The organism is Streptomyces achromogenes (assembly GCF_030816715.1).
Taxonomy (GTDB): domain Bacteria; phylum Actinomycetota; class Actinomycetes; order Streptomycetales; family Streptomycetaceae; genus Streptomyces; species Streptomyces achromogenes_A.
Window position 1 is genome coordinate 6,259,075 of sequence record NZ_JAUSYH010000001.1, and the last position, 20,294, is coordinate 6,279,368.

Below are 20,294 nucleotides of genomic sequence, written 5' to 3' on the forward strand. Positions count from 1 at the left end.
AGCCGCGCACCGCCCAGCCCCCACCCGGGGGCATCCCCCCACATCCCCTGACCTGGAGCGCATACCGTCGCGGCCCCCGCGCCCGGCGACACCCTGCCACGCACCCCGTGGATCTGGAGCCGCACATCGCCGCAGCCCCGCGCCCGGCGATACCCCCCCACGCACCCCCCGTGAGCCCGGAACCGCACACCGCCGCAGCTCCGCGCCCCCGGGCCCCGCACACCTCCCGCGGGCCGGCCCCCCGACAGCCCCGAACCGAGAACCCCACCCTGCGAGGTACCCCATGCACGCCACCCCGCTCAGCCGCCGCACCGTCCTCGCCGGCACCGCTGCCGCCGCCGCGCTCACCGCACTCCCCGTGGTGCAGGGGCGCGCCGAAGCGGCCGAAGGCGTTACCGCCGCCCCCGCCTACCGCTGGCGCAACGCCGTCATCGGCGGCACCGGATTCGTCACCGGCGTCCTCTTCCACCCCGCCGTGCGCGGTCTCGCCTACGCCCGCACGGACATCGGCGGCGCCTACCGGTGGGACGACCGGACCGCCCGCTGGACGCCCCTCACCGACCACCTCGGCTGGGACGACTGGAACCTCCTCGGCGTCGAGGCGATGGCCGTCGACCCCGCGCATCCCGGCCGCCTCTACCTCGCCCTAGGCACCTACGCCCAGTCCTGGGCCGGCAACGGCGCGGTCCTGCGCTCCGAGGACCGCGGCGCCACCTGGGCGCGCACCGACCTGACCCCGAAGCTCGGCGGCAACGAGGACGGCCGGGGCACGGGCGAGCGGCTCCTGGTCGACCCGCGCGACAGCGACACCCTGTGGCTGGGCACCCGCCACGACGGCCTGCTGAAGTCGACCGACCGGGGTGCGACCTGGGCGGCCGCGGCCGGATTCCCCGCGACGCCGTCCGCCACCGGGCAGGGCGTCACGCTCCTCGTCGCCGCCGGCCGCGTCCTCTACGCGGGCTGGGGCGACTCCGACGGCCGGGCGGCCAACCTGTACCGCACGACCGACGGCAGCACCTGGCAGGCCGTCCCCGGGCAGCCCTCCGGCGCCGCCGCCAAGCTTCCGGTGCGGGCCGCGTACGACTGCCACACCCGCGAGCTGTACGTGACCTACGCCGACGCGCCCGGACCCAACGGGCAGTCCGACGGCAGCGTGCACAAGCTGGCGACCGCGACCGGCAAGTGGAGCGACGTCACCCCCGTGAGGCCGGGCGGGACCACCGCCGACGGCTCCACCGACGCGTTCGCCTACGGCGGCGTCTCCGTCGACGCCCGCCGCCCCGGCACCGTCGTCGTCTCCACCAACAACCGCTGGGCGCCGGTCGACACCCTGTTCCGTACCACGAACGGCGGCCGCACCTGGAAGTCCCTCAAGGACTCCGCGGTTCTCGACGTGTCCGAGACGCCGTTCCTCACCTTCGGCGCCGACGAGCCCAAGTTCGGCTGGTGGATCCAGGCCGTCGCCGTCGACCCGTACGACTCCGAGCACGTCGTGTACGGCACCGGCGCCACCCTCTACGGCACCCGGGACCTGAAGCACTGGGCCCCGCAGATCCGGGGCCTGGAGGAGACCTCCGTGCGCCAGCTGATCTCACCGCCGACCGGGACGGCACACCTGATCAGCGGCCTCGGGGATGTCGGCGTGATGTACCACGACCGGCTCACGGCCTCCCCCTCCCGCGGCATGGCGGCCAACCCCGTGTTCGGCTCGACGACGGGACTCGCCCAGGCGGCGGCCAGGCCCTCGTACGTCGTGCGCACCGGCTTCGGCGACCACGGCAACGGCGCGTGCTCCCACGACGGCGGGAAGACCTGGGCGCCCTTCGCCGCCCAGCCCGCGATCGCCAAGGACGCCCCCGGGCCGATCGCGACCAACAGCGACGGCAGTGTGCTGCTGTGGTCCTTCGTGCACTGGGACGGCACCAAGTACCCCGCGCAGCGCTCCACCGACAACGGCGCGACCTGGTCCGAGGTCGCCTCCTTCCCCAAGGGCGCCACCCCGCTCGCCGACCCGGCCGACCCGACGCGCTTCTACGCGTACGACACCGACACCGGCACCCTGTTCGCCAGCACCGACCGCGGACTCACGTTCACCGGGCGCGCGGGCGGACTGCCGTCCGGGGACAGCCAGTTCCAGCTGGCCGCGGCCCCGGGCCGATCCGGTGACCTGTGGCTGAGCACCAAGTGGAACGGGTTGTACCGGTCCACCGACGGCGGGGCGTCCTTCACCGAGCTGACCAGCTGCTGGGCCTCCTACACCCTCGCCTTCGGCAAGGCCGCCGACGGCGCCGCGTACCCGGCCGTCTACATGGTCGGCTCGACGGAGACGATCACCGCCGTGTACCGCTCCGACGACGGCGCGCGAACCTGGGTGCGGATCAACGACGACCGGCACCAGTGGGGCTGGATCGGCGCGACCATCGCCGCCGACCCGCGCCTGTACGGCCGCGTCTACATCGCCACCAACGGCCGCGGCATCCAGTACGGGGAGCCCGTCTGATGCCGCACCTCGGCGACGCCACCCGTGGCCGCATCCTCTTCGGCGGCGACTACAACCCCGAACAGTGGCCCGAGGAGATCTGGCACGAGGACGTCCGGCTGATGCGGGACGCCGGCGTCAACTCCGTCACGCTCGGCGTCTTCTCCTGGTCGCGGCTCGAACCCGAGCCGGGGGCACGGGAGTTCGGCTGGCTGGACACCCTGATGGACCTGCTGCACGCGGCCGGCATCGGAGTGGTCCTCGCCACCCCCACCTCCTCGCCGCCGCCCTGGATGGGCCGGCTGCACCCCGAGACCCTGCCCCGCACCGAGGACGGCCGCGTCGAATGGTGGGGCGGCCGCCAGCACTTCTCGCACTCCAGTGCCGCCTACCGCCGTTACGCCGCCGCCATCACCGAGGACCTGGCCGCCCGCTACGGCGGCCACCCCGCCCTCACCATGTGGCACATCAACAACGAGTACTGCACCTTCGACCACGGCGACGAGGCGGCCGCCGCCTTCCGGCGCTGGCTGCGCGAGAGGTACCGCACCCTCGACGCCCTCAACACCGCCTGGGGCACGGCGTTCTGGTCCCAGGGCTACGACACCTGGGACGGCGTCCTGCCCCCGCGCACCCCGCACTACCTGAAGAACCCGACGCAGGTGCTGGACTTCCGGCGGTTCACCTCCGACATGCTCCTGGAGTGCTACCGCGCCGAACGTGACATCGTCGCCCGGCACACTCCGCACCTGCCGGTCACCACCAACTTCATGCCGCTGTGGATCGGCCAGGACGCCTGGCGCTGGGCCGAGGAGGAGGACGTCGTCTCCGTCGACCTCTACCCCGACCCCCGCGACCCGTTCGGCGCCCAGTACGCCGCCATGGTCCAGGACCTGACCCGCTCCCAGGCACGCGGACCCTGGATGCTGATGGAGCAGGCCGCCGGACCGGTCAACTGGCGCGGCGTCAACCACCCCAAGCCGCGCGGTATGAACCGCCTCTGGTCCCTGCAGGCGGTGGCCCGCGGCGCGGACGCCGTCTGCTACTTCCAGTGGCGGCAGTCCCGGCAGGGCGCGGAGAAGTTCCACTCCGGGATGGTCAGCCACGCGGGCGAGGAGGGCCGCACCTTCCAGGAGGTCAAACAGCTCGGCGCCGACCTCGCGAAACTCGGCCCGCACGCGGCGGACCGGCACATCACCGCCGAGGTCGCCGTGCTGCACGACTGGCACGCCTGGTGGGCCGGCGCCCAGGACGCCCGTCCGTCCACCGAGGTCGACCTGCCGGCCGTCCTCACCGCCTGGCACCGTGCCCTGTGGGAGAACAACCTCACCGCCGACTTCGCCCACCCCGAGCACGACCTGTCCGGCTACCGGATGGTCCTCGTCCCGCAGCTGTACGCCCTCACGGACGCGGCGATCGACAACCTCCTCGGCTACGTCCGCGGCGGCGGAGTCCTCGTCTGCGGGTTCCTGACCGGCGTCGCCGACGAGGACGACCGGGTACGGGACGGCGGCATGGACGCCCGGCTGCGCGAGCTGTTCGGCATCCGCGTCCTGCACGAGTGGTGGCCGCTGGACCCGGGGGAGACCGTCGAGACCGACGGCTTCCACGGCACCCTGTGGTCCGAGGAACTGGAGCCGGCCGCGGACGCCCGCGTCGAGACCGTCTACCGGCGGGGCGAACTCGAGGGGATGCCCGCCGTCCTGCGCCGGGACCGCGCCTGGTACCTGTCCACCCTCCCCGAACCCGACGCCCTGCGCACGCTGCTCGCCCGGATCGCCGCCGAGGCGGGCGTCCGGCCCGTCCTCGAAGGCCTCCCGCCCGGCGTCGAGGCCGTCCGCCGCGGCGACCTGCTCTTCCTGCTCCACCACGGCCGCGAGCCCGTGACCGTCGTCCTCGCGGGTGCCCACCACGACCTGCTGACCGGCACGACCGTCACGGACGAGATCACACTGGGCCGCTACGGCGTGGCGGTGCTGCGCCCATGACCGCCCCGCCCGCCCCGCCCGGCCCGCCGACCCCGCCCGCCCCACCGGCCTGTTCCGTCCCGCCCGGCTTCGACGGCGCCGACGGCCCGGCGCACGGCACCTGGGAGCGCCGGCCCGCGGCCCGCTGGGAGGACGCCTTCCTCAGCGGCAACGGCCGCCATGGCGCCCTCGTGTTCGGCGACCCCCACGACGAACGTGTCGTCGTCACCCATCACACCCTGGTCCGCCCCAACGGCTCCGAACACGCCGGGCCGCCCGAGCTGGCCGACGAACTCCCGGCGCTGCAGGACAGGTTGCTCGCCGGTGAGACCACGGCCGCCGAGAGCTTCACCGACCACCGCCCCCTGCAGTGGGTCCAGCCCTTCCACCCGGCCTTCCGGATGAGCGTGCGCCGCGCACCCGCCGACCGGCCGCGCCGCGAGGGCGGGCACCTGCGGTCCGTCGACTTCACCACCGGCGAGACCGTCGCGACCCGTGCGGGCGCCGTCGGCCGGGTGTTCGTCTCCCGCGCCGACGACGTGATCGTCCACCAGGTCACCGGCCCCGACCTGGACATAGCGCTGGACCACCGGCTCCCCGGCGCCCCCGCCCGCCTCGCCGTCGGCCACGGCGCCGTCCGCACGACGACCGGGGCGTTGCTCACCCTGCGCGCCCGCTACCCGGACAGCGACCGCGCGTACACCGGCGTCACCCTGGTCGTGGCCACCGGCGGCCGCACCGAGCTCACCCTTCCCGGAGTGCGGGTCACCGGAGCCGCGTCGGTGCTGATGCTGACCCGCGTGCGCCGGCACACCGGCGAACTGGACGTCCTCGCGGAGCAGCGCGCCCTGAGCCGGCTGCCGCACTCCTACGACGACCTGCTCGAACGCCACCTCGCCCTGCACCGCACCGCCTACCGCCGGGTCACCCTCGACCTGCGCGCCGACCCCGCCGAGCGCGCCCTGACCGGCTCCGACCTGCTCCGGCGCCCGCGCAGCCCGGCCCTCCTCGAGCGGCTCTTCGCCGCGGGCCGCTACCACCTCCTCTCCTCATCCGGCCTGAACCCGCCCCGCCTGCCCGGCCTATGGACCGGCGACTGGGACACCGCCTGGTCCGGGGCGTTCACCAACGACGCCAACGTCAACCTCCAGACCGCCTCGGCCGCGGCCGCCGCCCTGCCCGAAGTCACCGAGGCGCTCGCCTCGCTGGTCCACCGTCAGCTCGACGACTGGCGAGGCAACGCCCGCGCGGTGTTCGGCGCCCGGGGAGCGGTCGCGCCCGCGCACACCGACGGAGAGTCCGGGCTGACCTACCACTTCAGCCGCGAGTACCCGCTCCACCTGTGGACCGCGGGCGCGGACTGGCTGCTCAAGCCCCTCGTCGACCACGACGAGACACGCGGCGCCCGCGACCCGCGCACGGCCGCCGCCCTCGCCGAGGTCGCCCGGTTCTACGAGGACTTCCTCACCCGCACCGACCGGGACGGCAGGCTCGTCGTCGTCCCCTCGTACTCGCCGGAGAACCGGCCCGCGAACGGCGGCTGGGGCGCGCTGAACGCGGCCATGGACCTCTCCGCGGCCCGGCACGCGCTGCTCACCGCGGCCGACTACCACCCCGAGGCCCCCGAGGAGGCCGCCCGCTGGCGGGCCCTCGCCGACCGTCTCCCGCCGCACCGGACCAACGCCGACGGAGCGCTCGCCGAATGGGCCTGGCCGGGCCTCGACGACTCCTACGACCACCGCCACCTCAGCCACCTCTACGGCGTCTGGCCCCTCGACGAGATCAACCCCTACGACACCCCGCGGCAGGCCGCAGCCGCCCACCGAGCCCTGGAACTGCGCGGCGCCGAGAACGACTCCGCGCACGGCCACCTGCACCACGCGCTGATCGCCGCCCGCCTCCGGGACGGCCGACGGGTCGCGAACGCCCTGGGAGCGGTCCTCGACGGCGACTTCTTCCACGACTCCCTGATGAGCGCCCACTACCCCCGCCGCGACGTCTACAACGCCGACGCCGCGCACACCCTGCCCGCCGTGCTGATCGAGGCGCTCGTCCAGTCCACCCCCGACCGGCTGGTGCTGCTGCCGGCGGTCCCCCCGGCGCTCCCCAGGGGCGGACTGCGCGGCGTACGCACCCGGTTCGGCGCCGAACTCGACCTGACCTGGGGCCCCGACGGCGCCCGGGCGGTCCTCACACCGCACCGCACACACCGCGTCGAAGTCCGGACTTCCACCGGCGAACCCCTACTGCTCGACCTGGTCGCCGGAGAAGACCACGTCCTCACCCTGAGGACGTGGTGACTCCCCCCCCCGAGAAGAACGCAGTTCCCCCCACCCATGGAAGGGACACCATGGCAACACGCACCCGAACCCCCCGCAGGGTCGTCAAGGCCCTCCTCGCTCCCGCCCTCGCGCTCGGCGCCACCGTGGGCCTCGCCTCCGCCCCCGCCTCGGCCGCCGTCTGGAACAGCTGCGAGCAGTACGGCAACACCGGCCTGAACGGCTACACCCTCTACAACAACATCTGGGGCTCCGGCGCCGGCAGCCAGTGCTTCTGGGCCAACTCCGGCACCAACTGGGGCGTCTGGGCCAACCACCCCAACACCGGCGGCATCAAGTCCTACCCCGACTCCAAGAAGGTGATCAACAAGTCGATCACCTCGCTGGGCTCGCTCACCGGCAGCTACAACGTCACCGTCCCGTCCGCCGGCTCGTACAACACGTCGTACGACATCTGGGACACCGACTACGACTACGAGGTCATGCTCTGGGTCAACAAGACCGGCGCCGTCGGCCCCCTCGGCACCTCGCAGGGCACCGTCACCCTCGGCGGCCACACCTGGGCCGTCTACAAGGGCAACAACACGGCCAACGACGTGTTCTCCTTCGTGCGCACCTCGAACTCGACGTCCGGCACCGTGAACATCCTGCCGATCCTGAAGTGGATCAAGGACACCAAGGGCTGGTTCGGCAACGAGACCATCGGGGACGTGCAGTTCGGCTTCGAGATCACCTCGTCGTCCGGCGGCCTCGACTTCCGGGCCAACAGCGCGACGGTCAGCAGCAGCTGACCGGCTGACAGGGCCGGCTCCGCGCATCCCGCGGGGCCGGCCCCCGCCGTGCGTCAGGCGTGCGTCGGGCCGTGGCCCCCGCCGTGCGTCAGGCCCGGTCGACCTCGGCGCGCAGCACGTCGTAGTCGGCGAACGCGGCGTCGACGTCGGCCCGGGTCAGGCCGTAACGGGCCAGGTCGTAGCTGTGCGGCCGGCTGCCCTTGGGGCGGGCGGCGATCCGGGGGAGCCGCGCCGCGTCGGCGTCGGTCCAGCGGGCGCCCACGGCGTCGTAGAGCTTCGGTGCCCCGGTGGCCGGGTCCGATCCCAGCCAGGAGTAGGGGACGTCCACCAGCGCCTCGCGCGGGACGGCGGCACGGGCCGCGAGGCCGCGCTCCACGGAACGGCTCAGCAGCGCGAGCCAGGTGGCGCCCAGCTCGTGCAGGTCGAGCGGGCGCAGGGTGATCGCCATGCCGTGCTCGATCAAGCTGCAGAAGGAGGCCACGACGGCGGCCGGGTCCCGGTGCGTCCACACGAGCGTGGCGTCGGGGAAGACGGCGAGCAGCGCGTCGAGGTTGCCGGTGTGCAGCGGAGACTTCAGCACCCAGCGGCGGCGGGGGCGGCCGTACTGGAGCACCTGGTAGACCTGCTTGAGGTAGGCGTAGTCGGGGACGAAGTCCCGCTCCTCCAGCGCCCCCCGGTAGGCGGGTATGCGGGCCTGGGACAGCGGCATGACGGTGTGCGGGAGGGCGAACGTGCACTCCTCGGGTCCCTCGGCCACCAGGGGGTGGATGTCGCGGTAGCGCGGCGCGAACAGATCGATCGCGCCGACCATGAGACGCGCCGCGGTGACCGCTCTGCGGCGCTGCCCGGGCGAGCCCTGCACGTCCGGTGTCAACAGCTCCCACAGCAGTGGACACCGGTGCTCCTCGGACAGCGAGAGCACACCGTGGGTGAGCGTCGTCGCGGTGCGCGGCAGGCCCACCACGAACACCGGCCGCTCGACCGGCTCCCGCGCGATCCCGGGGTGCTCGGCGATCAGCCGCCGGACCCGGGCGCGGTTGGCCAGATGCCGTCGGACGTGCCCCTGCGCAGACCACCAGCCGACCGGCGTGAGGCTCTCGTCCCGGGCCCAGTCGCGCAGCAGGCGCCGGAACTCCTCGGTGAACTCCTCGTCCCCGTCCGCCGGGCGGGCCGCGGCCGAGAGCCGGTCGAGGACGCGGTCGGGCGTGCGCCGGGAGGCGAACCCGGGCCGCAGCAACAGGTTGGCCACAGTGAGGGCGAGCGGGGATGAGGACACGGGAGAACACCCTTTCGCGGGGCAGCGAGGGACGGAGGGGGCAGCGGACGCCAGCCCCCTACCCCACCAACCACCGTTTGCCACAAGGGAGTTCGCGCGGCGACGACGAACCGGTGTTACTCGGCCACCGGTAGCCGGGCCCCGTCCCGCAGGAACAGCGGGAGGCGCTCCAGCGGGGCGTCGACCGTCACGGTCGTCCCGCCCTCGTACGTCTCGCCCGTCCACGCGTCCGTCCAGACCGCGCCCGCCGGGAGGTGGGCCGTGCGGGTCGTCGCGCCCGCCGTCAGCACCGGCGCGACGAGCAGGTCGCGGCCGAAGAGGTAGGAGTCGTCCACCGACCAGGCCGCCGGGTCGCCGGGGAACTCCAGGAACAGCGGCCGCATGGGTGGCAGGCCCTCCTCGTGCGCCTCCCGCATGACCTCCATGACATACGGCTTCAGCCGATCGCGCAGCCGCAGGTACGCCTCCAGGATCGCGCCCGCCTCCTCGCCGTACGACCACACCTCGTTCGGGCCGCCGGTCATGTCGGGACCGAGCGGCATGCCCGGGTCGCGGAATCCGTGCAGACGCATCAGCGGGGACACCGCCCCGAACTGGAACCAGCGGACCATCACCTCCCGGTACGCCGGGTCGTCCGGGTCGCCGCCGTGGAAGCCGCCGATGTCGGTGTTCCACCAGGGAATGCCCGACAGCGCGGTGTTCAGGCCGGCCGCGATCTGCCGGCGCAGCGTCGGGAAGTCGGTCCCGATGTCACCGGACCACAGGGCGGCGCCATAGCGCTGACTGCCCGCCCAGGCCGAGCGGTTGAGGCTGACGATCTCCTCCTCGCCGGCCGCGCGCAGCCCTTCGTAGAACGTGCGGGCGTTCTCGGCCGGGTACATGTTGCCGACCTCCAGACCCGGGCCCGCCCAGTAGCGCAGGTTCTCCGGGAAACCGGGCTTCAGCTCCGGCTCGCAGGCGTCCAGCCAGAAGGCCGTGATGCCGTACGGGGCGAGGTAGTTGTCGCGGATCCTCGACCACAGGAAGTCCCGGGCCTCGGGGTTGGTCGCGTCGTAGAACGCCACCTGGACCGTCGAGGCGACCCCCTTGTCGGGCCAGTCGGCGTGCGCCATGGGACCGTACTGGGTGCCGATGAAGTAGCCGCGCTGCTCCATCAGCTGGTGGTTCTCGCTCAGCGGCGACACCGACGGCCACACGCTCACCACCAGTTTGACGCCCATCTCCTCGAGCTCGCGGACCATCGCCGCCGGGTCGGGCCACTCCGCCGGGTCGAACTTCCAGTCGCCCAGATGCGTCCAGTGGAAGAAGTCGCAGACGATGGCGTCGAGCGGCAGCCCCCGGCGCTTGTACTCCCGTGCCACCTCGAGGAGTTCGTCCTGCGTGCGGTAGCGCAGCTTGCACTGCCAGAAGCCCGCCGCCCACTCCGGCAGCATCGGGGTCCGGCCGGTGACCGCGCTGTAGCGGCGCTGGCCGTCGGCCGGGGCGCCGGCCGTGATCCAGTAGTCGATCTGCCGGGCCGAGTCGGCGACCCAGCGGGTGCCGTTGCCGGCCAGCTCGACGCGGCCGATCGCCGGGTTGTTCCACAGCAGCGTGTAGCCGCGGCTCGAGGTGAGCACCGGGATGCCGACCTCGGCGTTGCGCTGGACGAGGTCCAGGACCAGGCCCTTCTGGTCGAGGCGGCCGTGCTGGTGCTGGCCGAGGCCGTACAGCCGCTCGTCGTCGTAGGCGGCGAACCGCTGCTCCAGGCGGTGGTGGCCGTTGCCGACGGCCGTGTAGAGGCGCGAGCCCGGCCACCAGAAGTGGGCGCGGTCCTCGGCCAGGATCTCGGTGCGGTCGTCGGTGCGCAGGAAGCGGACCAGGCCCTCGGCGCTCACCTCGACGGTGAGCGCGCCGACCGTCAGCAGGCCCTCCCCGTCACCGGTCTTGACGCTGCTCTCGGTGGCGGGCGGCCCGTCGAGCAGGGCGCCCGGCAGTCCCTCGAGGATCGGTCCGCCGAGCCTGGCGCGCACCCGGACGGCGTCCGGGCCCCACGGCTCGATCCGCAGGGTCTCCTGACGGCCGCTCCACTCCAGCGCGCCGTCGCGCTCCCGGAAGGTGCCGACCGTGGGCGACGACTGCGCGAGGCTGACCTGAGGCTGGTTTTCGGCAGGCTGGTTCACGTGGGGTGCTCCTTGAAGGAGTGCAGACAGGAGTGAAACAGGGGACGCGGGCATGGGGGCGCCCCGGCAGAGTGCGAGGGGCAGGGAGCGACGTGCGAGGTGCGAGAGCGGCTGGGGGCGAGAGGCAGGGGGCGAGAGGCGGGGCGTGGGTCAGGCTCCGGAGGGCGCCGGTCCCGTGCTCGCCCGGACCGTCAGCTCGGGAGCGATGAGCACGACTTCGTCGCCGCCGCGCCCCTCCAGCTTGGCGACGAGGCGTTCCACGGCGTGCCGGCCCATCTCCTGGGCGGGGATGGCGACCGAGGTCAGCCGCACCGACGCCTGGACGGCGACCTGATCGGGGCAGATCGCCACCACCGACACGTCCTCCGGGACGGCCCGGCCCTGCTGGCGCAGCAGCGCGAGGAGCGGCTCGACCGCCGACTCGTTCTGCACGACGAAGCCGGTGGTGCCCGGCCGCTCGTCGAGGACCCGGGCCAGCGTCACGGCCATCGCGTCGTACCCGCCCTCGCACGGGCGGTGCAGCAGCCGTTGGCCCAGTTCCCTGGCCCGGTGCCGCAGACCTTCCAGGGTGCGTTCGGCGAAGCCGGTGTGCCGTTCGTAGACCGCGGGCGCCTCGCCGATGACCGCGATGTCGCGGTGCCCCAGCGTCGCCAGGTGCTCCACGCACAGCGCGCCGGTCGCCGCGAAGTCGAGGTCGACGCAGGTCAGGCCGGAGGTGTCGGCGGGCAGCCCGATCAGCACGGAGGGCTGGTCGGTGGAGCGCAGCAGCGGCAGCCGCTCGTCGTCCAGCTCGACGTCCATCAGGATCATCGCGTCGGCGAGCCCGCTGCCGGTGACGCGCCGGACGGCGTCGGGCCCCTCCTCGCCGGTCAGCAGCAGGACGTCGTACCCGTACGTGCGCGCCGTGGTGGCCACCGCGATGGCGATCTCCATCATCACCGGCACGTAGATGTCGGTGCGCAGCGGAATCATCAGCGCGATGATGTTGGACCGGCTGCTGGCCAGTGCGCGGGCGCCCGCGTTCGGGTGGTAGCCGAGCTCCCGGATGCTCTGTTCGACGCGCTGCCGGGTCGTCGTCGAGATGGACCGCTTGCCACTGAGGACATAGCTCACCGTGCTCGCCGAGACTCCGGCGTGCTGGGCGACCTCGGCGAGGGTGACCATCCAGCTCTCCAAGCTTTGTGAAGCGCTTCGACAGTGCGCATTGCGAACATGGGCGGGTGAGAGTGGTTCGACAGTAACCCCGTAGGGGGTGGGTGTCCATAGGTTGTCGAAGCGCTTCGACAACGAGTTATGGGGGAATGGTGGAGAAGGGTACGGGAAGCTCTCGCGGGAGTCGCGCACACCCGATCGGCGCAGGCCGCCCGACGAGGGGAAGCGGTGCTTCCGGACGCCCCGGCGCGCACTCGCGCGCCGGGATCGGCCGGGATCCGCCGGGGCGCGGGCCGCTCGCGAGCGGTGCCCGCCGGCGGCTCGAGCCGACCGAACGCGCGCACGCGGGGTGGCCACCTCGCCCGGGATCGGGTACCAACGATCGGGTAGCACCGATCGGTAACCAATGTGGTCCGAGATCCCGATTCGCGGCGAGGTGAGCCTCATGTCCGCACCACCCCTCAAGAAACCCACCGTCACCGAACGTGAGGCCCGTCAGGTCGCCGAGGCCGCCCGGGAACAGGACTGGCGCAAGCCCAGCTTCGCCAAGGAACTGTTCCTGGGCCGTTTCCGGCTCGACCTCATCCACCCTCACCCGGTCCCCTCCGACGAGGCCGTCCGGCGCGGCGAGGCGTTCCTGGCCAAGCTCCGCGCCTTCTGCGACACGCAGGTGGACGCCGCCCGCATCGAGCGCGAGGCCCGGATCCCCGACGAGGTGATCGCCGGCCTCAAGGAGCTCGGCGCCCTCGGCATGAAGATCGACCCCAAGTACGGCGGCCTCGGCCTGACGCAGGTCTACTACAACAAGGCGCTGGCCCTCATCGGCTCGGCCAGCCCCGCGATCGGCGTGCTGCTGTCGGCGCACCAGTCGATCGGCGTACCGCAGCCGCTGAAGATGTTCGGCACCCCCGAGCAGAAGCAGAAGTTCCTGCCCCGCTGCGCCACCACCGACATCAGCGCCTTCCTCCTCACCGAGCCGGACGTCGGCTCCGACCCGGCCCGCCTCGCCACCAGCGCGGTGCCCGACGGGGACGATTACGTCCTCGACGGCGTCAAGCTGTGGACCACCAACGGCGTGGTCGCCGACCTGCTGGTGGTGATGGCCCGGGTGCCGAGGAGCGAGGGCCACAAGGGCGGCATCACCGCGTTCGTCGTGGAGAGCGACTCGCCCGGCATCACCGTCGAGAACCGCAACGCCTTCATGGGCCTGCGCGGCATCGAGAACGGCGTCACCCGCTTCCACCGGGTCCGCGTCCCGGCCGCGAACCGCATCGGACCCGAGGGCGCGGGCCTCAAGATCGCCCTGACCACCCTCAACACCGGCCGTCTCTCGCTGCCGGCGTCCTGCGTGGCCGCCGGCAAGTGGAGCCTGAAGATCGCCCGTGAGTGGTCGGCCGCGCGCGAGCAGTGGGGCAAGCCCATCGCCCACCACGAGGCGGTCGGCGCGAAGATCAGCTTCATCGCGGCGACGACCTTCGCCCTGGAGGCCGTTCTCGACCTGTCCTCGCAGATGGCCGACGAGGACCGCAACGACATCCGCATCGAGGGCGCGCTGGCCAAGCTCATCGCCTCCGAGATGGGCTGGCGGATGGCCGACGAGCTGGTCCAGATCCGCGGCGGCCGCGGCTTCGAGACGGCCGCGTCCCTCGCCGCCCGCGGCGAACGCGCGGTCCCCGCCGAACAGGTCCTGCGCGACCTGCGGATCAACCGCATCTTCGAGGGCTCGACGGAGATCATGCACCTCCTCATCGCCCGCGAGGCCGTCGACGCCCACCTCACGGTCGCCGGCGACCTCATCGACCCCGACAAGTCCCTCCAGGACAAGGCGAAGGCGGGCGCGGGCGCCGGTGTCTTCTACGCCAAGTGGCTGCCCAAGCTGGTCGCGGGACCGGGGCAGCTGCCGTCGTCGTACAGCGAGTTCAAGCACGCGGGCGTCGACCTCGCCCCGCATCTGCGCCACGTGGAGCGGCACGCCCGCAAGCTCGCCCGCTCCACGTTCTACGCCATGTCCCGCTGGCAGGGCCGGATGGAGACCAAGCAGGGCTTCCTCGGCCGGATCGTGGACATCGGCGCGGAGCTCTTCGCGATGAGCGCGGCCTGTGTGCGCGCCGAGCTGCTGCGCTCGCGCGGTGAGCACGGCCGCGAGGCCTACCAGCTCGCCGACGCCTTCTGCCGCCAGTCCCGGCTGCGCGTCGACGAGCTCTTCACCCGCCTGTGGAGCAACACCGACGACCTGGACCGCAAGGTCGTCAAGGGCGTCATGGCGGGTGCCTACGAGTGGCTGGAGCAGGGCATCGTCGACCCGTCCGGGGACGGCCCGTGGATCGCCGAGGCGGCCCCGGGACCCAGCGAGCGGGAGAACGTCCACCGTTCCCTCGGGTGAGTCCGTCGGGTGAGTCCGTCGGGTGAGTCGTCGCACACCGGTGCGCAGGGTGTCCTCCTTGGGGGGACACCCTGTCCTGGCGCGCACGCGGTGCGGCGACAATGGGGGGATGAGCGACAGTCCAAGCCCTCTCGCCGACCCGCACCTCGTCTACGACCCCGTCGTGGGCGACGGTCCCAAGGACGTGGTGGTCCTCGGCTCCACCGGCTCGATCGGCACCCAGGCCATCGATCTCGTGCTGCGCAACCCGGACCGGTTCCGGGTGACGGGCCTGTCCGCCAACGGCGGCCGGGTCGCCCTCCTCGCCGAACAGGCCCGGCTGCTGCGGGTGCGGACCGTCGCGGTGGCCCGTGAGGACGTCGTGCCGGCCCTGCGCGAGGCGCTCGCCGCCGAGTACGGCGCGGGGGAGCCGCTGCCCGAGATCCTGGCCGGACCGGACGCGGCCACCCTCCTCGCCGCCTCCGACTGCCACACCGTCCTCAACGGCATCACGGGCTCCATCGGTCTCGCGCCCACCCTCGCCGCCCTGGAGGCGGGCCGCACCCTCGCGCTCGCCAACAAGGAGTCGCTCATCGTCGGCGGCCCGCTGGTCAAGGCGCTCGCGAAGCCCGGCCAGATCATCCCGGTGGACTCCGAGCACGCGGCCCTCTTCCAGGCCCTGGCCGGCGGCGCCCGGGCCGACGTCCGCAAGCTGGTCGTCACCGCCTCGGGCGGCCCCTTCCGAGGCCGCACCAAGGCGCAGCTGGCGCACGTCACGGTGGAGGACGCCCTCGCCCACCCCACCTGGTCCATGGGCCCGGTGATCACGATCAACTCCGCGACCCTCGTCAACAAGGGCCTGGAAGTCATCGAGGCGCACCTCCTCTACGACATTCCCTTCTCCCGGATTGAGGTGGTCGTGCACCCGCAGTCGTATGTCCACTCGATGGTTGAGTTCACGGACGGATCGACACTGGCGCAGGCGACGCCCCCCGACATGCGCGGCCCCATCGCCATCGGCCTCGGCTGGCCGCAGCGCGTCCCCGACGCGGCACCCGCCTTCGACTGGAGCACCGCGTCGACCTGGGAGTTCTTCCCCCTCGACGACGAGGCGTTCCCCTCCGTGAACCTCGCCCGGCACGTGGGCGAGCTCGCGGGCACGGCGCCGGCGGTGTTCAATGCCGCGAACGAGGAGTGCGTGGAGGCGTTCCGCAAGGGCGCGCTCCCGTTCAACGGGATCATGGAGACCGTCACCCGGGTCGTGGAGGAGCACGGCACGCCGGCGACGGGAACTTCCCTCACCGTGTCGGACGTCCTCGAGGCGGAGACCTGGGCCCGGGCCCGTACACAAGAACTGACGGCTACCGCGGAGGCGCGAGCATGACAGCCCTGATGATGGTCCTCGGCATAGTCGTCTTCGCGGTCGGCCTGCTGTTCTCGATCGCCTGGCACGAGCTGGGCCACCTCTCCACGGCCAAACTCTTCGGCATCCGGGTGCCGCAGTACATGGTCGGCTTCGGCCCGACCCTCTTCTCGCGCAGGAAGGGCGAGACCGAGTACGGCTTCAAGGCCATCCCGTTCGGCGGCTACATCCGCATGATCGGCATGTTCCCGCCCGGCGAGGACGGCCGGGTGACGGCCCGCTCCACCTCCCCCTGGCGCGGCATGATCGAGGACGCCCGCTCGGCCGCCTACGAGGAGCTCCAGCCGGGCGACGAGACGCGCATGTTCTACACGCGCAAGCCCTGGAAACGCGTCATCGTGATGTTCGCGGGCCCCTTCATGAACCTGGTGCTCGCGGTGGGCCTCTTCCTCACCGTCCTGATGGGCTTCGGCATCCAGCAGCAGACCACCACCGTCAGCTCGGTCTCCCCCTGCGTCATCGCGCAGAGCCAGAACCGCGACGCGTGCAAGTCGACCGACCCGGCCTCCCCGGCCGCGGCCGCCGGCATGAAGCCGGGCGACAAGATCGTCTCCTTCGCCGGTCAGCGGACGGACGACTGGAACACGCTGTCCGACCTCATCCGGGTGAGCGCCGGCAAGGAGGTGGCCATCATCGTCGACCGCAAGGGCCAGGAGCTGACCCTGCACACGACGATCGCCACCAACCAGGTCGCCAAGAAGGACTCCAGCGGGGCGTACGTCCAGGGCGAGTACGTCAAGGCCGGCTTCCTCGGCTTCAGCGCCGCCACCGGCGTCGTCCAGCAGGACTTCGGTGACTCGGTGTCCTGGATGACCGACCGGGTGGGCGAGGCCGTCGACTCCATCGCCGCCCTCCCCGGCAAGATCCCGGCCCTGTGGAACGCCGCCTTCGACGGCGCGCCCCGCGAGCCCGACTCGCCCATGGGCGTGGTCGGCGCGGCCCGCGTCGGCGGTGAGATCTTCACCCTCGACATCCCGGCCTCGCAGCAGCTCGCGATGGCCGTGATGCTGGTCGCCGGCTTCAACCTCTCGCTGTTCCTGTTCAACATGCTCCCGCTGCTGCCCCTGGACGGCGGGCACATCGCGGGCGCCCTGTGGGAGTCGCTGCGCCGCAACCTGGCGAAGCTGCTGCGCAGGCCCGACCCGGGCCCGTTCGACGTGGCGAAGCTGATGCCGGTGGCCTACGTGGTCGCGGGCGTCTTCATCTGCTTCACGATCTTGGTCTTGATCGCAGACGTGGTAAACCCGGTCAAAATCAGTTAAGCGGAGATTTTGGCTGAAAGACGTTTCGGCCCCACCCTTCATTCTCGTCCCTCGCGAGAGCGAAGGGTGGGGTTCATGCGCACGTCATGTCTGCGAACTTCGTACGTCTCTGCTGTTCCTGGGTGACCCCCGGCGGTGCTCCCCCACGGTCCGGGCATGGTGATCAGCCAGAGAGCATGTCCTCTTGATCGGGTGCCATGCCCGGTCCGTCGCTACCGCACGCCATCGGGCGAACCGATGGGACGCCGTGCGCTGTCGTTCGCGCTCGTGCCGTAATCTCGAGGATCGGAGCCCGCTGCTGACGGGACCGGACCTTGATCCACGACTTGGGGTTGCACAGCAGATGACTGCGATTTCTCTCGGCATGCCGTCCGTCCCGACCAAGATCGCCGAGCGCCGCAGGAGCCGGCAGATCCAGGTCGGCTCCGTGGCGGTGGGCGGAGACGCACCGGTGTCGGTGCAGTCGATGACCACGACCCGCACGTCGGACATCGGCGCCACGCTCCAGCAGATCGCCGAGCTCACCGCGTCCGGCTGCCAGATCGTCCGCGTGGCCTGCCCGACGCAGGACGACGCCGACGCCCTGTCGACGATCGCCCGCAAGTCGCAGATCCCGGTCATCGCCGACATCCACTTCCAGCCGAAGTACGTCTTCGCCGCGATCGAGGCGGGCTGCGCGGCGGTCCGCGTCAACCCCGGCAACATCAAGCAGTTCGACGACAAGGTGCGGGAGATCGCGAAGGCGGCCAAGGAGCACGGCACGCCGATCCGTATCGGTGTCAACGCCGGTTCGCTGGACCGCCGGCTGCTGCAGAAGTACGGCAGGGCGACCCCTGAGGCGCTGGTGGAGTCGGCGTTGTGGGAGGCGTCCCTCTTCGAGGAGCACGACTTCCGCGACATCAAGATCTCGGTCAAGCACAACGACCCGGTGGTGATGATCGAGGCGTACCGGCAGCTCGCCGCGCAGTGCGACTACCCGCTCCACCTGGGCGTCACCGAGGCGGGTCCGGCGTTCCAGGGCACGATCAAGTCGGCGGTCGCCTTCGGCGCGCTGCTCTGCGAGGGCATCGGCGACACCATCCGGGTCTCCCTGTCGGCGCCGCCGGTGGAGGAGGTCAAGGTCGGCAACCAGATCCTGGAGTCCCTGAACCTCAAGCAGCGCGGTCTGGAGATCGTCTCCTGCCCGTCCTGCGGCCGCGCCCAGGTCGACGTCTACAAGCTCGCCGAAGAGGTCACGGCCGGTCTCACCGGCATGGAGGTCCCGCTGCGCGTCGCCGTCATGGGCTGCGTCGTCAACGGCCCCGGCGAGGCCCGCGAGGCCGACCTCGGCGTCGCCTCCGGCAACGGCAAGGGCCAGATCTTCGTGAAGGGCGAGGTCATCAAGACCGTCCCCGAGTCGAAGATCGTGGAGACCCTCATCGAGGAGGCCATGAAGCTGGCCGAACAGATGGAAGCGGCGGGCATCGCCTCCGGCGAACCGTCGGTGTCGGTCGCGGGCTGACGCAGACTCCGGAACCATCCGGAAGCGCCGGCCGGGGCAATCCAGCCCGTCCGGCGTTCGAGGCGAGGCCCGTCCAGGGCCGACGCGGGGGCCCCGGGGCGGCAGCCCCGGAGGACGGGACGACAAGCCCACCGTCACGGCGGACGAACGCCCACCGAACGCAGGGCGGCACGGCAAAGCATCCGCAGGTACAGTGCGGGGACCAGTCAGACCTGAGTGTGAGGCCCCCGCCCGTGTTGACCCAGACGACCTCCCGGGTCCTCGAACCGAGCGACCTGGACGCCGCGCTCGCCGTCCTCGACCGCGAGCCGGTCGCCAACGCCTTCGTGACGTCCCGCGTCCAGGTCGCCGGCCTCGACCCGTGGCGGCTCGGCGGCGAGATGTGGGGCTGGTACGAGGACGGCATGCTGACGTCCCTGTGCTACGCGGGCGCCAACCTCGTCCCGATCTGCGCCACCCCCCGCGCCGTGCGCGCCTTCGCCGACCGTGCCCGCCGCGCGGGCCGCCGCTGCTCCTCGATCGTCGGCCCCACCGAGGCGACGACCCGCCTCTGGCACCTCCTCGAACCCCACTGGGGCCCGGCCCGCGAGGTCCGCACCCGTCAGCCCCTCATGGTCACCGACCGCGTGCCCGCCGACATCGCCCCGGACCCCTACGTCCGCCGCATCCGCAAGGACGAGATGGACACGATCATGCCGGCGTGCGTGGCGATGTTCACCGAGGAGGTCGGCGTCTCCCCGATGGCCGGCGACGGCGGTCTGCTCTACCAGGCCCGGGTCGCCGAACTCGTCGGCTCCGGCCGCTCGTTCGCCCGTCTCGACGACCGGGGCAAGGTCGTCTTCAAGGCCGAGATCGGCGCGGTGACCCCCCAGGCCTGCCAGATCCAGGGCGTGTGGGTGGCCCCCGAGTACCGCGGCCGGGGATTCGCCGCCCCCGGCATGGCCGCGATCCTGCGCTACGCCCTGGCGGACGTGGCCCCGGTGGCGAGCCTGTACGTCAACGACTTCAACACGGCGGCACGGCGCACGTACACGAAGGTGGGCTTCCAGGAGGTCGGCGCCTTCACCAGCGTGCTCTTCTGACGCCCCTGTAGGCTCCCCGCCATGGACCTCGCCATCGGCCCCCTGGACCTTCCCGCCCACGTGGACGAGGCCCTGGCCGTCCAGGCCGTCGCCTTCGGGCTGGGGCCGGACGAAGTGGCCGTCAGACGGCAGATCGTCCTGCGCCACATGACCAGCCCGGGTGCACGGGCCTTCGGCGCGACGACCCCCGAGGGCCGGCTGATCGGCTTCGTCTACGGCATGCCGAACGACCGCACCCACTGGTGGTCCACCGTCGTCCAGCCCTACCTGCGGGCCCAGAGCAACGAGTACTGGCTGGACGACTCCTTCGTGATCACGGAGCTCCACGTCCACCCCGCCTTCCAGAACCGCGGCGCGGGCCGGGCGCTGATCACCACGATCACCGACACCGCGACCGAGCCCCGATCGATCCTCTCCGCGCTCGACACCGAGAGCCCCGCCCGCGCCCTCTACCGCGCCCTCGGGTACCACGACCTGGCGCGCCGGGTCCTGTTCCCGAGCGCCCCCCGGCCGTACGCGGTGATGGGCGCCCCGCTGCCTCTCCTGCGCCGCTGAAACGGA

Annotated in this window: 13 protein-coding genes; 10 read left to right on the plus strand and 3 right to left on the minus strand. The window is 72.3% G+C overall.

The window, feature by feature from the left end:
• Window positions 1–283: 283 nt before the first annotated feature.
• The 4 genes from QF032_RS28200 to QF032_RS28215 are packed head-to-tail and all read left to right on the plus strand — an operon-like array spanning window position 284 to window position 7,516.
• On the plus strand, window positions 284–2,500 hold the full coding sequence (locus tag QF032_RS28200; RefSeq protein ID WP_307057939.1) for an exo-alpha-sialidase: 2,217 nt from the start codon (window positions 284–286) through the stop codon (window positions 2,498–2,500).
• A complete protein-coding gene (locus QF032_RS28205) occupies window positions 2,500–4,467 on the plus strand; it encodes a beta-galactosidase (protein WP_307046298.1) in 1,968 nt (655 codons plus the stop codon). Before QF032_RS28200 ends, QF032_RS28205 begins: the two co-directional genes overlap by 1 nt.
• Window positions 4,464–6,746, plus strand: a complete 2,283-nt coding sequence (locus QF032_RS28210; RefSeq protein WP_307057941.1) for a glycosyl hydrolase family 95 catalytic domain-containing protein — start codon at window positions 4,464–4,466, stop codon at window positions 6,744–6,746. Before QF032_RS28205 ends, QF032_RS28210 begins: the two co-directional genes overlap by 4 nt.
• A gap of 50 nt (window positions 6,747–6,796) precedes the next feature.
• The gene (locus QF032_RS28215; protein ID WP_307046302.1) at window positions 6,797–7,516 is read left to right on the plus strand and encodes a glycoside hydrolase family 12 protein; all 720 of its coding nucleotides are present in this window, start codon (window positions 6,797–6,799) and stop codon (window positions 7,514–7,516) included.
• An 88-nt stretch (window positions 7,517–7,604) separates the two neighbouring features.
• Here QF032_RS28215 and QF032_RS28220 read toward each other — a convergent pair whose 3' ends face one another.
• The 3 genes from QF032_RS28220 to QF032_RS28230 form a co-directional block, all read right to left on the minus strand.
• Entirely contained in the window at window positions 7,605–8,792 is a 1,188-nt protein-coding gene (locus tag QF032_RS28220) for a sulfotransferase family protein (RefSeq protein WP_307057942.1), read from the minus strand.
• Window positions 8,793–8,908: 116 nt separating this feature from the next.
• Window positions 8,909–10,951: a glycoside hydrolase family 31 protein gene (locus tag QF032_RS28225; protein WP_306949028.1), complete on the minus strand. Its 2,043-nt coding sequence runs from the start codon at window positions 10,949–10,951 to the stop codon at window positions 8,909–8,911.
• 150 nt (window positions 10,952–11,101) lie between these two features.
• Window positions 11,102–12,115, minus strand: coding sequence for a LacI family DNA-binding transcriptional regulator (locus QF032_RS28230; RefSeq protein WP_306949027.1), 1,014 nt, complete (start codon window positions 12,113–12,115; stop codon window positions 11,102–11,104).
• A gap of 433 nt (window positions 12,116–12,548) precedes the next feature.
• On the opposite strand from QF032_RS28230, the gene QF032_RS28235 reads away from it, so the two are divergent.
• The 6 genes from QF032_RS28235 (at window position 12,549) to QF032_RS28260 (ending at window position 20,288) form a co-directional block, all read left to right on the plus strand.
• The gene (locus QF032_RS28235; protein ID WP_306949026.1) at window positions 12,549–14,486 is read left to right on the plus strand and encodes an acyl-CoA dehydrogenase family protein; all 1,938 of its coding nucleotides are present in this window, start codon (window positions 12,549–12,551) and stop codon (window positions 14,484–14,486) included.
• 109 nt (window positions 14,487–14,595) lie between these two features.
• Complete coding sequence (gene dxr / locus QF032_RS28240) at window positions 14,596–15,849, plus strand: 1-deoxy-D-xylulose-5-phosphate reductoisomerase (RefSeq protein WP_307046306.1); 1,254 nt, start codon at window positions 14,596–14,598, stop codon at window positions 15,847–15,849.
• Window positions 15,846–17,150 (plus strand): M50 family metallopeptidase, encoded by a 1,305-nt coding sequence (locus QF032_RS28245; protein WP_307046307.1) that lies wholly within the window; start codon window positions 15,846–15,848, stop codon window positions 17,148–17,150. Before dxr ends, QF032_RS28245 begins: the two co-directional genes overlap by 4 nt.
• Before the next feature lie 343 nt (window positions 17,151–17,493).
• Entirely contained in the window at window positions 17,494–18,651 is a 1,158-nt protein-coding gene (gene ispG, locus QF032_RS28250; RefSeq protein WP_307057944.1) for a flavodoxin-dependent (E)-4-hydroxy-3-methylbut-2-enyl-diphosphate synthase, read from the plus strand.
• A 233-nt stretch (window positions 18,652–18,884) separates the two neighbouring features.
• Window positions 18,885–19,733, plus strand: a complete 849-nt coding sequence (locus QF032_RS28255) for a GNAT family N-acetyltransferase (RefSeq protein ID WP_307057946.1) — start codon at window positions 18,885–18,887, stop codon at window positions 19,731–19,733.
• Between the two features lie 21 nt (window positions 19,734–19,754).
• Window positions 19,755–20,288 carry a GNAT family N-acetyltransferase gene (locus QF032_RS28260; RefSeq protein WP_307057948.1) on the plus strand — a complete coding sequence of 178 codons (534 nt, stop codon included), beginning with the start codon at window positions 19,755–19,757 and terminating at the stop codon, window positions 20,286–20,288.
• Window positions 20,289–20,294: the final 6 nt, after the last annotated feature.